The organism is Microbulbifer maximicatervae (SeqCode) (assembly GCF_052467385.1).
Genome location: NZ_CP174311.1, coordinates 2,362,003 through 2,376,787, shown reverse-complemented (window position 1 = coordinate 2,376,787; position 14,785 = coordinate 2,362,003). Strand labels below are relative to the sequence as shown.

General features: G+C 53.1%; 7 protein-coding genes. All 7 read right to left on the bottom strand.

All coding sequences use genetic code 11. The annotated features are described in order from the left end of the window. Positions 1-15 precede the first annotated feature (15 nt). The 7 genes from ACJJIR_RS09985 to ACJJIR_RS09955 are packed head-to-tail and all read right to left on the bottom strand — an operon-like array spanning position 16 to position 14,785. On the bottom strand, positions 16-1,122 hold the full coding sequence (locus tag ACJJIR_RS09985; protein ID WP_444908236.1) for a Gfo/Idh/MocA family oxidoreductase: 1,107 nt from the start codon (positions 1,120-1,122) through the stop codon (positions 16-18). Further along, on the bottom strand, positions 1,112-3,385 hold the full coding sequence (locus ACJJIR_RS09980) for a class I SAM-dependent methyltransferase (RefSeq protein ID WP_444908235.1): 2,274 nt from the start codon (positions 3,383-3,385) through the stop codon (positions 1,112-1,114). The genes ACJJIR_RS09985 and ACJJIR_RS09980 overlap by 11 nt, the downstream gene beginning before the upstream one ends. A gap of 9 nt (positions 3,386-3,394) precedes the next feature. Continuing rightward, a complete protein-coding gene (locus ACJJIR_RS09975) occupies positions 3,395-4,546 on the bottom strand; it encodes a class I SAM-dependent methyltransferase (protein WP_444908234.1) in 1,152 nt (383 codons plus the stop codon). Further along, the gene (locus tag ACJJIR_RS09970; RefSeq protein ID WP_444908233.1) at positions 4,543-5,643 is read right to left on the bottom strand and encodes a saccharopine dehydrogenase NADP-binding domain-containing protein; all 1,101 of its coding nucleotides are present in this window, start codon (positions 5,641-5,643) and stop codon (positions 4,543-4,545) included. The genes ACJJIR_RS09975 and ACJJIR_RS09970 overlap by 4 nt, the downstream gene beginning before the upstream one ends. Beyond that, the gene (locus ACJJIR_RS09965) at positions 5,640-7,394 is read right to left on the bottom strand and encodes an ABC transporter ATP-binding protein (protein WP_444908232.1); all 1,755 of its coding nucleotides are present in this window, start codon (positions 7,392-7,394) and stop codon (positions 5,640-5,642) included. Before ACJJIR_RS09965 ends, ACJJIR_RS09970 begins: the two co-directional genes overlap by 4 nt. Beyond that, positions 7,391-9,199: an ABC transporter ATP-binding protein gene (locus ACJJIR_RS09960; protein WP_444908231.1), complete on the bottom strand. Its 1,809-nt coding sequence runs from the start codon at positions 9,197-9,199 to the stop codon at positions 7,391-7,393. The genes ACJJIR_RS09965 and ACJJIR_RS09960 overlap by 4 nt, the downstream gene beginning before the upstream one ends. After that, positions 9,200-14,785, bottom strand: coding sequence for a non-ribosomal peptide synthetase (locus ACJJIR_RS09955; RefSeq protein ID WP_444908230.1), 5,586 nt, complete (start codon positions 14,783-14,785; stop codon positions 9,200-9,202).

Sequence of the window (14,785 nt, the reverse complement as noted above, 5' to 3'; positions counted from 1 at the left end):
TGTTTTCTTAAAACTCTAGTCGCAAGCCTGGCCGACAATATCCGCGAGTGCCTGAACTGATACCGGCTCCGGCTCCCCTGGCTGGATCAAAGTCGGCATACCGATTCGGGCCGTTAAATCACTCCACGCCATTGAGACACTCAATGCCCATTGACCACTTTGCTTGCGCTTCTCGGGTTGTGCGATATCAGTACAAAGGGAGTGCAGAGCCTCAATAACCGCCTCCGGCCAAGTGAGGGCAAAAATATCGTGGTAACTACGCATTTCCGTATCGCCCAGGGTAACCATGCTGGGAACGGCCAGCCGCTCTGTACCCTCACCCTTTAAAATGAGCCGGCCGGTTTGGTCCCTTGGTGAATGCAACCTGGGATTCCAGAGCACGGGGCCGTGAGTATCAGTCAAAGTCAAAACCCCAGCCTCGCCACCTATAGCAAGCCGATGTAATAGCAGGGAATGATTATCAGGGTCCTGTGGATGAACCTGATTCTGAATACGCAAAGTCATGGGCACACCACCAAAGGTAGCCGACAGACTTTGAAAAGGATGGCCCTCTGGTTGCACCGGCTCGCTAAAAGACCAGGGGCGAAGCCCGCCCACTGCACGACCAATAACATCCAATAGCGGATAGGCCATCTGGCTGTTGCAAATAGCATCGATCATTTCCAGGCGCTGGTGCCGACGCAAGTATTCTGCCGCAGCCAGGAACTGCCTGGTGGGGCGCAAATTGGGGTAGAGGGTGTTAACGGCATAGGCCGAATTCCCCTGCTTTGCAGCTAGCAGGTTGGCGGTAATTTCCTTGGTGTGGACCGGATGCTCCTGCAATACATGAATGCCTCGTTTAAGAAACGATTGTGCTATTTCAGAACCCTCGCCCCCGGTTGCACCAGAACGCACAACAACACACACAATATCGATATCATCGGGGACCTGCTCTGCCTCGGTATAGAGCGGTACTCCATATTGCTCGGCACAGCTCCTGGAATAATCACTGCCACGAGCCAATAATCCAGAGAGTTCAAAATATTCTCGGCCGGGTAATCTGGACGATGTCAGGGCTTCGAGATAAATACGACCAAAACCTGTCCCTGCAACGACAACCCGCTTGCGGTTATCAATTCCCATTTGACTCTCCTCGGTTTTCAGCCATGGACACGGCCCATTTCTCTAATTGGTCCTTATCTATCTGCCCCTCAAGAGTCAAAGGCAATTTGTCCAAAACTTCGATATAAATTTCTGACTTAAAGTGATCGAGATATTCGGCCAGGCAATCTGCTGACAGTCGCATTTGATGTTGCTTGGCTCTACAGGCAAAGAAGCGGTGCCCCTGTCTGGACAAAGGGTGTTCGGAGACAGGCAAATCCATAACCAGCTGTAAGCCGGCGGCATCCATGGCGTTGTGCCACTGGGAAAGTGACAGGAAGGTTGCACCGGTATCTGTGCGCTCATCGACGGCATCCACCAACATAAACGCCTGTGATGCCATCACCCAAAACTCCTCACTGGTTGGCTCCGTCATAATGAACCAACCACCTGGGCGCAATAACTCGGCTGCCCTGCGCAATGACGCATCTGTGTCGCGGGCGGCGTTAAAAACACCACCAGCAATAATTACATCGAAGCTATTGGGGGAAAATCCCTGGCTGCGCGGTGAACGATCAATATCAAACAATCCACGGTGCAACCAAGGGCGCTGCTCCTGCCCCCCATGTTTTGCGAAAAAGCTGTCGAGAAAAGCCGCAGAGATATCCGTAAACTGGTATTCAAAGTTGATATGGCCACTGACACCATCCAACACTGGCAGTAGAGCCTGGGTAGTCGACCCAGTGCCAGCGCCAACTTCCAGTATTTTCAGAGTCTGTTGCTGGCCTTCCCAATTATTTAAGATGGACTTCAATAAAGCTCTTACTGAATGCTGCTGGTACCTGGCCGCTATACCCTCCCGGTAAAGCGCACTCGCCAACTCAGTGCTACCACGGGGGAACAGCAGGTGCACAGCCTGGACTTTGCCCCGAATCAGATCCGGTAATTGTTCCGCGTTAGCGCGGGCGTAATCGATCGTTTTACTGGCTCCAGACAACTTCCGCCATTCCTGTTCCAGCCGAGTCCATGCTAGAGCCAGGGCAGCATCACTGTAGCTGTCTGGATCTACCTCTGGCGACCAATACTCGCCATCAGTACTTAGTAACTGCTGCTCCTGCAAAACCTTGATCCAGCGCTTGATCAAAGCTCGGTGCTGCTGAGCCACCGGAGGGGCTTCAAGTATTTCCGCTAAGCTGTGTACTGAATGTCGATCGCAAAACAATCCCAGGTGACTGAAAGCATTCAGCATGGATAGCAAAGCAGTAGCGTTAAGTTGTTCCGTTACCTTTACCGCATGTTCCAAATCAATATGGGCAAATTCTGCATCCAGCTCGGTATTAATTCGCTCGAACAACCCTGCCATATCAAGGTTACTGGCCTCTGCCTGCATTTTGGGCTGCGCAAAGACCGCCCAGCGATTCTCTCCAGTAAGGGGAATTGTCACGGAGCTGGCGACCGCAGGGTGTTTCGCAACACTTTCAACAAGAGTCGCAAGCTTTTGGGTCTGGGCTTGTTGGGCCTTTGCAACAGGTTCTATACCTTTATCGGTACAGACCCAACCGGAAATATCGTTTGCCAATAAGCGTTGAATATCTCGCAACAGAGATTGTGATAGCAAGACATCGGTTTCATACAAAAGGCATTGCAGGCTTTTGAGATTGGTCAGGGCTAATGCCGGGTGTGCGACCAAGCCTTTTAGCAAAGTTGCCGTCAATACCACGCCGGAAAACCCTGAACGCTCCAGAGCAACCAGCGCTTTAGCTGGGTTGATAGCGGGGTCCTGCAATCGCACAGGTAGCCCACAACTCCATGCTGCGAAAATACCAAAGCGAGCAAATTCATTGAGCGAAGAAAATACGGCGACCTTTCCCTGAATAGGCCCCAAAGCTTCTTGCTGCGCTTCGAGTAAGGTAAGGTTTGTCTCCACGGTGATGTTTTCTGCCAGCAATACCGAAAACTCACCTCGATGACCTTCTAACGCATTCGGGATTTGTACCTCTAAGGTCAAGCAATCCTTCTCTGGGTTCGCCTCAGGCACAAGTTCAAACCCGATGCCCAGCCTTAGTGCCACCAAGTGCATCAGCAGAGGCAATCCATTCCCAGAATTATCAGCTTGCCAGAGTAGTGTTTTGCCTCGCTGTGAGCCCTGTTCTGCAAGCTGCTCACTGAGCTTTGCAACCACGGAACCAGTCCAAGTCAGCACCTGACTGCCACTCCAGTCACAGCCTTCAAGTGATAATGCGGGATCTTCACCCAACTGTTCCAAACCACTTAAAATATTTGCTGCTATTGCTTCTACTTTCATCACAGTCCCTTAAACCGCCCTTGCAACAAATAAGGTTTGGCCGGCTACTGATAGCGGCGATGTCGAGGGTGCCAGGAAATACTTAATCTCAAAGCCAGCGCTAACCAGCTCTTCCTGCCAGGCTGCGCTATCGATAAATACCTGATCCGAGCCCCCTCGCCGATCTTCACTGCCTAAAAGAGCCCCCGATTCAACAGGAGAAAGCAGAAACTGCATAGCCGTTAACATGGCGTGGTTATCCCGAGTGGATTCGCTAAACAATAGCCAGCCACCAGGGACAAGCGACCTGCGAATACGCTTTAGCGTTTGGCCAATATGAGCAGCGTTGTGCAAAACATTGCCAGCCACAACGATATCGGTACTTGCCGGCGCAATTGACTGTGCAGAAAAATCGACATTGATATCGAGCAGACTGCAACGCAAACCGATATGATTGCGAAATTTCTTCTGTGCAGCAGTGGTAAATACTGGTGATACGTCGGTAAAGCGATAATTAACCGGCCTTCCAGCTAAAGTATCTAAAATTGCCGACGTGGTTAGGCCAGCACCTCCCCCCAATTCAAGCACCCTGAGCATAGGCCCTGGCTTGACGGCCTGTTTTGCGATGTACGCTGCGGCATAATTGAGATACGTCGTAAACCAGTTGTTCTGATAGGCGGCCAGTGCCGTTAGTATTTCTCCATTCTCAAACAGCAGTTGATTAATGGAGACTTGATCCCGCACCAATTCAGACAAATGCCTCAGGAGCTTTTGGTGTGACTCGGCCATTTCAGGGGGAAATCCCAACGCACCGTAGGCCTCCGGTAATTTATCTGCTCCGACTGCACTCTCGGGAATTTTCTCCCAGGAGTAGTTGCCATTACTGAGCTTCAAAAACTCTCGTTCAACCAAGGCCACCAGCCAGCGGCGAACCAGCCAATGGTGTCGGCAGGCGGTACCTAGCGTATTAATAATTTCCTCACTGCCGCGCCGAACATTCTCTGGAGTCAGCGCTCCGCTGGAGGAAAATAACTCCATAATCGCCCGCAGGCTGATGAACTCAAGCCTCTGCATTGCAGCCGGCAGTTTTGCCAAACCACTGTCTGTAGCAAGCTCAGCGGGTAAAGCTGCCAGCCCAGCCTCATGAGCGGTATAGGCGGGTGGAGGTGTTAGGTTTTTCAAATGGCTCCCTCCTCAAGGCACACCATATCTTCAATATTTGTTTCCAGGGTGGTTAAAAAACTCAATGCCCCGATCTTCGACATGCGTTCCATCGCCAATGCCGGCGGCAATACTTGGGCGCAGTAATGACAACCCGGTGGGATTTCATCGCGAAGTACAGCCATAGTGGTGACTGCGGCTACCGCTGCTGTTAGATCTGCATTGCCAGTGCCCCGCAACGCGGCTGTGCGAGTGCGCTCTTGCTCGTTGTATTTACCGGTAAGTTGCAAGAGCATCAGCACATAAGGATCGCGCCCCGCCAGATCCAATTCACTGGCCCGACACAGGGCTGCACGCGCTTCATCGCGGCTAAAACCATGGGCAGTATTAAAGGCGGATAAAATATAAGAGCCGCTAACCGCGTTATACCAATCACCATCGGAGAGGGATAAATCCTGAGCCAGGCGCTCGCCCTCGCTATTTAAATACGGAAGCACAGTGGTAGATTCAGGAAAAAAGGGCAGCTCGACATCGGAACGGCGTTTCAATATTCCATTCACCCGGCGTCCATTGCGCCAGGCTGCCAAGGGTTTACTGTGCTGTTCATTGGCACCTTGCAAATAATCATCGGCGGCGACATCGGTAAATCGATCGCGCAAGCCGAAATAGCTGATCAGGCTCTCTACCTGTGAAAACTCCTGCTCTGCCAGCCAGCGTGGTAGCAGACTACTAAGCCCCGGCTGTAAGCCGGCTGATAAAACTGCGGTCAAACCATGGCTCTGGTAATAGGATCCATCGAGTTGCTCATAGAGGGCTTCATCGCCAGCAACATCGATATAGGCAGCTCCCACTTGTGCCGCAGCTTTGGCAACCCTGTCGCCAATTAAATGTGAAGGTCCTGCACAATTGATCAGAACCTCGCAGCCAGTTACAAACTGATCCAGTGAGGCTGTATCCAGGTAGTCCACCGTCTGATAAGAAATTACCGAATCACTGGATAGCGACTGTTTATGTGCGTTGCGGCCACCGATACGCATAGCACCCAACTCGAGGGACTGTAAATAACCGGTAACCGCTGCGCCCACATCGCCATAACCACCTAAAATCGCAATTGTCATAGGCTTACCCCCATATCGGACTCAACCAAACGCCAGCCAGTAGCTTGACTGCGCTGTTGCCAAAAATGTGCATACAGACCCTGCTGTGATAACAACTTGCGGTGATTGCCAACTTCAGCCACCGCACCTTCTTCAAGTACGATTATTTGATCCGCGTTCATAATGGTGGATAATTGATGGGCGATCACAATGACAGTGGACCCTTGTTTTAATTGCTGCAGGGAACTGTTCAGGTACTTTTCATTACGCGGATCGAGTGCTGCTGTTGCTTCATCCAGCACAACAATAGGTGCAGCTTTTAATAGGGCACGGGCGATAGAAACCCGCTGGCGTTCGCCACCAGAAAGTGCAGCGCCCCCCTCACCTACCTGCGTCTGCCATCCCTGGGGCAAACGCTCGATAATCTCATCCACGCCAGCCAGTTTCGCCACACGTTCCAGTTCTTTCTGACTGGCTTCGGGACAGCTCAAGCGAATATTCGCTTCCAGGGTGTCGCTGAACAGATACACATCCTGCATAACGATAGAGATCTGCCGCATCAGGTCTTCTGTGCGCAGTTGCCGCACATCCACCCCGCCCACTTTTACCTGGCCCTGGTCGGTATCAAAAAAACGCAACAACAAACGGGTGATGGTGGTTTTACCTGAGCCTGATGCACCGACTATCGCTGTAGTGGTACCCGGAGAAACCCTAAAGGAAAGATCCTTCAATACCGGTTGTCCCGGCTCGTAGCTAAAATTCACACTTGAAAATTCAACCAATCCGATCTGCTCGGTAAATGGCTGAGATCTCGGTGGTTCTGGTAGCGGTTGTTCAAAAAAGATAGCGGCCAGCCTGCGTAAATCATTACCGGCCATACGCAGCAGACCACTGCGCCCGGCGAGTTCCGCCAGAGGACCGGTAAATCGGGCCGCCAAAGCTAGCAAAGCCACCAATTCAATAGGGGGAAGTTGTTGATTGAGCGTGAGCCAAATACCCACGGCAATCACTGCGGCAAAGGCGAGTTGCACCATAAATCCACCGGCAAACAAACGGGGGAAGGTCTGCCGTAACATGGACCCAGCGGCTCTGCTTTGCCCGGCAATCGCCTCTTCCAGCGGGGGATAACCGCTGACATTTTTGCCAAAAGACCTGAGTACCGCTTGGTTGCGGGCAAACTCCACCACCCGGCTACTGGCGCGAGCACCGGCAGCATCCACTTCTGTTTCCATGGCGCCTATCCACTGGGCGGACCAGCGATGGCCGATATAAATCAGGGGCACAAACAACAAAGCGGTCAGCCCCAAGCGCCAGTCAAACCACAACATCGCCACCCCCACGGTAAGCGGAGTGACAACGCCGCTGACAACAGGGGGTAGCAGATGTGCAAAGATATTGGTCACCATCAAGGTGCCCCCGGTTGCACTGCGGGACAAACGACCGACTTTTTCTGCACTGAACCAACCGAGGGGAAGTTGAGAGAGGTGTTCACCCAAGCGATTGTGCAGGGTTTTCAATACCAGGATGGCCAGTGCAGCCCCTTTTACGGTTTGCTGGTAACGGGCAATACAAGCAATCACAACTACCGATAACAGGGAAAGCAACCAATACCCAACCGCCTCCATCTCAGATGCCAACAGTGCGCTGAGCAGAGGTACCAGAAGCGTCACCGCGATTCCCTGCAACACGCCATAGGCGAGAAGCCATACTGTATAAGTGCCAACTTCACGGCGATGCGCGGGTCCGAGAATGGCAAGCAAACTACGAATCATGATGAGACCCCGCTAATAACCTGAGCCCCACCATTCATTGCTTCTTCGTTTTGTTCAGCACTGTTGTACAAACGCCATAGTTCCGCGTAGTGCTTGCTCTCAGCCAACAGTTGCCGGTGACTCCCGTATTCAACCAAGCGGCCGCCGTCCAGGACCGCAATCTGGTCGACACCGGTGATGGTGTGCAGCTTATGGGCGATCACCAGTACCGTGCGATTGCGCACCAGGCAGGACAATGCCTGCTGAATTTGCGCTTCGGACTCCGGATCGGCATGGGCTGTGGCTTCATCCAAAATCAACACAGGGGCATCTGCTAAAAGCGTGCGCGCGATACTTAAGCGCTGCGCTTCTCCACCAGAAAAAAAGGCATCCTTGCCAATAACCGCCTGGTAACCTTGGGGGAAACTTAAAATGTGTTCATGAATGTAGGCACTTCGCGCTGCATCCTCCAACTCCTGGTCACTGGCATCCGGGCGCCCAAGGCGCAGGTTGTCTGCCACAGTGCCAGCCAACAGCTGGGTCTCCTGAAGTACAAAACCCACATGTCGATATAAATTGTCTGGAGCAATATCACGAACATCGACGTCCCCCAGGAGTACAGCACCTTGGGTCACGTCATAAAAACGGGGCACCAGCTTGGCCAGGGTGGATTTCCCGGCACCGGAACTCCCAACCAAAGCTGTGATCGAGCCGGGGCGACAGCGCAAAGTAATATCGCTTAATACAGGCCGATCCTGGGTATAGGCAAAGCTGACCTGCTTAAAAAGCAGCCCTGCATCTTTGGGCTCTTTGGGTTCAGAGGTAACAGCCAGAGGCTCAACCTCCAATAATTGATCGATCCTACCTGCAGCAGCTTTGGCTTTTTGCTGGGCGGTCAGTCCCTGGCTCAAGGTCAGGATGGTCTGGGGAATTATCACGGCGATCAGCGTTGTTGCGAGAACATCAATCGGCTGTATGGCTGTATTCACCACCAGCCAAGCGCCTCCGGCCAGACTCACCAACATAATGACTGGCACCGACAAGGCCAGAGAGGTTACGGCCTCCAAACGGACAAGCGGTGTCACCCAGCCCGTGTAACGGCGGCTGAAATCCTCGACGGCCTGTTGGTAATTTCTGTGAGCGCGGCCGGTTTGCGAGAAAACCTTAACCACCGCAATGCCGTGAACAAATTCGACAATCGCAGCGCTGACCCGACCAAAGTCCTTATCCAGCTGCTGCATTTTTTCCCCGAAACCACGCATCATCCAGGCGTAGGACACTAGATAAACTGGCAGGGTGAATATCGCCAACAGGGCCAAGCGCCAGTCGAGCCAGGTTAAATAACCCAGACCCGCCAGTGGCAGTGCAAACGCAGCGGCCAATTCCACCTGATGGTGCGCAACCATATGGTGAAGATCATCTAGATCGTCTTGCACCGCTTTGCGCACCGCGCCGGAGGTGTGTTCGCTGTACCAACCCAGGGGCACCTGTCCCAATTTCCGCACCAGGGCCCGTCGCAGTTCCGCCTGCATACGCTGGTCGGCAATATGGGTTAACCACAAGCCGATTACGGTGCAGATCCAACCCATCGCCAGCCCGGCAACTATCGCGAATACAACGGGAATAATCGCCTCGGCGACATCACTGATATCGGGCGCCAGGAACAGGCGAGCCAACTCAACGATACCGATAAAAGGAATCAGTGAAGTGAGCGCACCACAGGCACCGAGCACCACCCCCAGCCACACGAGGCTACGAAATGGACGCATCAGTTCCCGCAGGTTGTGCTTTCGCAAGTTGGAATTTGGCAAAATGTGCTCAGACATCTATTCGCCCGCTTTACCGCGCTGTAATGGTTTTGCCAAATGCTCAACGACAGTGGCAACCTGCGGCGGCTCCATCACGCTGAAGTGATTACCCGGTACATCGATTAATTCAAAATCCCCCAGACAAACATCCTGCCAATAAGGCGCAGCCATATGGCCTACGCCGGCAGTGACACCGAAGGATTGCTCTTCCTGGCAGCGCAAGTAGGTCATATCGCCAATATAGGGAGGCAGGTCAAAACAGGCAGCGCGCATACTGTGTCGGCACACCCGGAAAAGTCCCGGTATCATCGCAGCTTCAACCGGCACACCCGCCTGGGCAGAGGCCATCTCGGTATAACCGGCCAGGCGCTGCTCCTGGGTGAGTTGAGAGCGTTGCCGCACGGCTTCCGCTACCGCTTTAAGCCCGGCATCACCGTCGAGTTCTGCCATTGCACCGGCGGGAACACGACCGTTGTGTTTCTGCATTAAGGTCTCGATCGCGCGGGAAATATCTTCGCTCTCGATATGCTCACCAAATACCGCTTTTACCGGGTCGAGATTCAGGTTGGGGGCAAAAATCGCTTCGAAAGCCAGCTCTTCATCGGTATCGACAAACATTGGGATACTGTCGATCAGGCTCAGGTCAATCACATCGACACCGCGCTCCAGCAGTCTGCGCGAAACTTCTGTTGCCAGCAGGCCGCCCAAGCAGTAGCCAATTAACTGGCAACGCTGATAGCCCTCGTCGATGATTCTTTGTGCGTAATCATCGGCGGTGCGCTCGATTAACTCTTTGGCATCAATGGACAGATACATTTCAGTATCGGCGACAGCAATCCCGAATACCTGGCCCAAATCCTGGGCCGCAAGCGCTTTGCCCAGGTGCTGGAAATAATCCAGGGTACCCAGGGCCGCATGGAACATAATCCGTACCGGCGCCTCTTCTTTAGATACCCCTTTACCCTCGCTTTTATGGCTGAAAGGCACCATCAAGGAGTTGCTGCCCTCGCGGGTAGTTGCAACCAGGTTGTCGCTATCCGTGTCTGCCTGTTCCTCGGCAACGGCACCCGGCTCAACTCTCAGTGCTCTGGCCAATGCAGCAACCGTTGGTCCATTGAGCATGTGGCGCAACAAGGCGTCGTAAGTAAACGATTTTGCCTCGGGAATCTCTTCCAACAAGCGCCCTGCAACCCGCGCCATAATCAGCGAGTCACCACCGAGATCGAAAAAGCTGTCCTGTCGGCCCACATTATCGAGACCCAGTGCATTAGCCCATAGCTTGCACAGAGCCGTTTCCAGAGGGTCCATCTGTTCTGAGTGCGCAGCCTCTTGTGCATCGCCAGTCGCAGGGCGCCAACCGGCGAGCATTTTGCGATCAACTTTGCCATTGGCGGTGAGCGGCAGCTGGTCGAGAACTTGTAAATGGGCGGGCACCATATGCGCGGGCAATCTATTCGCTAAAAAGTCCCGCAGTTTCCCGGCACTCAAATATTGCCGATCAGTTTTCATCTGCGCGGCCAATAAGTTCATACCAAAAGCCGACAAAGGATGCTCATCTTCCGGCAGGCAGAGCACTTGGCCAGCACCATGGGCTTTTAACAGCGATTGCCATTTTTCGATAGAAAGGAACTTGGTCGCCCCACAAGCACGATCATCACCAGCAGGGTCCATCATAAAACCCTGGGTAAGCAGGATATGAGCGTGATCCATCGTTGGCTCAGTCAGGATTAACCAGCCTCCGGGCGCCAGCAATTCGACAGCACTGGCAATAGCCGCCTCTGGATCTCGGGTACTGTTGAGCATACCTGCACATAAAATGACATCTGCGCTATTAGGAGCCAAACCCTGGGCGCGATAGTCGGTATTGAGATCCATTAATCCAAAGCGTACCCAAGGCCACTCTTTAAATTGGCGGCGAGCCTCAGTCAGGAAAAATGCGGTCATGTCAGTGAATAGATAATCGACGTCATATCCATCCAACATGGGAATAACAGAAGCACTGGTAGCCCCTGTGCCCGCACCCAGCTCAAGAACCCTTAACCCTCTATCGCTCTGGGCGGCAATACGGTTAATTAATGCGGCAGCGGCGGCATTGTTATAGCGGGCAATAAGATCATCCCGATAGAGAGCCAAAGCCACCTGCTGGTCGCCCTGGGGGAACAACAATTCAAATGGGTTTTGTTGATTCGATAATAACTGGGGTAATAACTCGATATGATCCCGGTGATATTGCAGGAATTCCCGATTACAAAAACCGCTTTCAATCCCCTGCTCAACTCGCTTCCACACAGCATCAACAGCGGAAGCATCAATTTCTTGGGTTCGCGTGTATTTTTCCTCAGTACTGGAGCTGGCAGTGGATAAGCTGAGCAGCTTTGCGTTAACGAGAAGGTCCAACCAACGACGCACTAACCAGTGATGCTTTTCATGTACTTTGGCTAAGGAGAGAACTTCTTCTGAACTATATCCCTGCTCACAATTTGTAAACGCCCCTAATTCCACCAGACCGTGAAGCATCGATAACAGGGATGCATTTTCAAGTGCCTGCACATAATCGCCGACACTGACAGCTTCTGGCTCACCAGCCTGATAGTGCGCAAACTGACGCACTGAATTTACCAGCTCGGGATCAATAGTCGCCGGTTCTGCATCATCTAAGCGACGGCTTTCCACAAAACCCAACAGATTTAAATCCGCTCGCGAGTCTCCCTCTTTCTTTTCAATCACCGTCGCCGCTGTTGACACTGCGGGGTGGGCCAGCAATGCAGACTCCACTTCTCCCAGCTCAATACGGTGTCCGCGAATTTTTACCTGTCCGTCTTCACGGCCCAGGAACTCGAGTTCACCACCGGGTAAATAGCGGCCCAAGTCACCAGTGCGATAAAGGCGCTGGCCATCCACCGGATGAGAAAAGAACTTCTGTTCAGAGAGCGCCGCATCACCGAGATAACCATCGGCCAATCCGAGGCCAGTAATCATCAGCTCACCCGCTACCCAAACAGGGGCATCGCGCAATTGGCTATCCAATACCCTGAAGCCCTGGTTCGTCAGCGGCACGCCATAGGGAATACTGGTCCAAGCAGAGTCGACCCGATCAATACGGTGATAATTGGACCAAATCGCAGCTTCTGTAGCCCCACCCATACCGATCAGGTCGAGTGCTGGCACATGGCGCCTGATATGTTCCGGTAAAGTAACCGGAATCCAGTCTCCTGACAGCATTGCCAATCGCCACTCAGACAATGGACGAGGTTCTGTATCCAGATAGGTGGCCAGCATTTGCAACTGCGCGGGGACGGAGTTCCACAATGTCACCCGGTGCTCATCCATGACCTCCGCCCAATGTGAAGGGTCTGCACCGCGGGCCGGATCGGGCAATACCAAAATCGCACCGACTGCTAAGGGGCCAAAAATATCGTAGACCGACAAATCAAAACTGAGTTGGGCCAAACCCAAAATGCGATCGCCCGGGCCCACTTCGAAGCGGCGATTAATATCCAGCACCGTATTTAAAGCGGCCCGATGATTAATCATCACACCCTTGGGTCCGCCGGTAGAGCCGGAGGTGTAGATAACATAAGCCAGCTGCTCGGGGTCACCGTTACTGGCTACCGGGATCTCGGTTTCAGGTGCCAGGGTATCTACACTGATCACCTGCGCTTCTGATGGCCACTTAATTTGGCTGGCGAGGTTGCTAAGTGTCAGGACGTATTCCGCCTCTGCACTGAGCAACAATTTGTTGAGCCGTATTTCCGGTTGTGCCGCGTCCAGTGGCAAATAGATACCACCGGCCAGGAGCACACCGAGGGTCGCCGCTATCTGCTCTCGCCCTTTCGGCATTGCAATGGCTACGCGGCTACCCAGCTGGAAACCTTCTTTGCTCAGCGATTTGGCGATACCCGCCGCTTTTTTCGCCAGGTCGCCATAACTCACACTGCCATTGCTATCAATAATGGCAGTAGCTTCCGGTGTTGCCGCTGCCTGGGCAAATACGCCCTGATGCAATAACTCTGAAGGAACAGGCCCATCGGTTTGATTAACCTGATGCCTCTCCTGCACCTGCCACTCGGGTAAAGAAACTGGAGATGTGCCAAGCCATTGCCCGTCGCTGCTAGCGGCAAGCTCATTCAACAAGCCGGTAAAGGCTGCGAACATATCCTCCACCAGGCCCGATGGAAAAACACCCTGGCGCACGTCCCAATTAATTTCCAGACCATCGGCATCATCTCTCACCTGGCAATCCAGGGTGACTTGCGGTGTCTGGGTAATTCCCCTGCCGGACTTTCTACCGCTGGCAGGTTTTTCGGTATCTCCCAGGCCAATAGCACTGGTAAATACCACCGGCATCAATGCGGCCTCCGGTCCTCGTGCACGGGATAGCTCCCGCAGTAATTCCACGCCGGAGAACAAGCGGTGATCAATATCATTGAACAACTGTTCGCCAATGCCTGCCGCCCAATCGCGAAAGGTTTTTCCATTGGAATCACCAATCGCCAACACACTGACCGAAGTAAAGTCCCCGATCAACTGGTTGACCTGAGGGTGTAAGGGCAATCGATTTAATAATGTAAGACTCAGGCTGAAGCGTGGCTGACGACTCCAACGCTGCAATACCCCGGCGTAGGCAGCCAGTACGGCAACTGATGCGGTCAGTCCAGCAGCACCGGCTCGCTGCTTCAGTTTCTGCCAATGGGTAATATCCAAGCGGTAGTGATGGCGATTAAAGCGCACAGATTCCGCTTCTGAGGCTGGCGGCAATACCGGTAGCTCAGGTGCTGCCGGCAGTTGATCGAGGCGGTCCAACCAATAGCGGCGATCGTTTTGGTAGCCTTGGCTGTCCAGTAGACTCCGTTCGGCCAGTAGGTAATCGCGAAAATCAATTTCCAGTGCAGGTAGGGAGGCACTGGGATTCGCTAGCAGAGTATCAAGCTCGCTGAACAGTATGCCCGCACTGGCCCAATCTGCGATCAGTGCATCCATAGAGAAATGTACGATATGTCCTTTATCCGTGCGGGTATGGCGCAGCTCGAACATCGGCCACTCACCAATGGTGTACACACGGTGGTCCAGTTCATCTCTCACCGATTTAAGGGCGAGTTCCAAGGCTTCCTCATCCATGCCGGTGAGGTCCTGACTGATCATCTGGTAGTGCGGCACTTCCTGGAGGACCCGCTGATATCCCTCCTGCTCAATAACCGCCCTCAACATAGGGTGACGCTCAATCAGCTGGTTCCAGGCTTCCTGCAAACCTTTTGGGTTTAATCCGGGATATTCCAGCTCCAGGTAGCCGTGACAGGCAACGCCACCATAGCCAAATGCATTTTGCCGCCCCAACAAATAGGCAGTCTGTACATCGGTTAAAGGGAAAGGCTCATGCCGATTTTCTGTGTCGGCCTCGACCACCACCCCCAAACCAGAGTCATTGTCAGCGCCTGATTGAGCAGCGTTTAATATTTCAATAATTTGTAACTTATGCTCCCGTAACCTTTGCTTGTGCTGCTCGGTCAGCAGGCCTTTGGCTGCGCGGAAACGCAATTGTTCAGACTCGGTCCAAAGTTCAACCCCAAGCCCTTGTAGTTCGTCGATCAGTTCCATAGCCGTCAT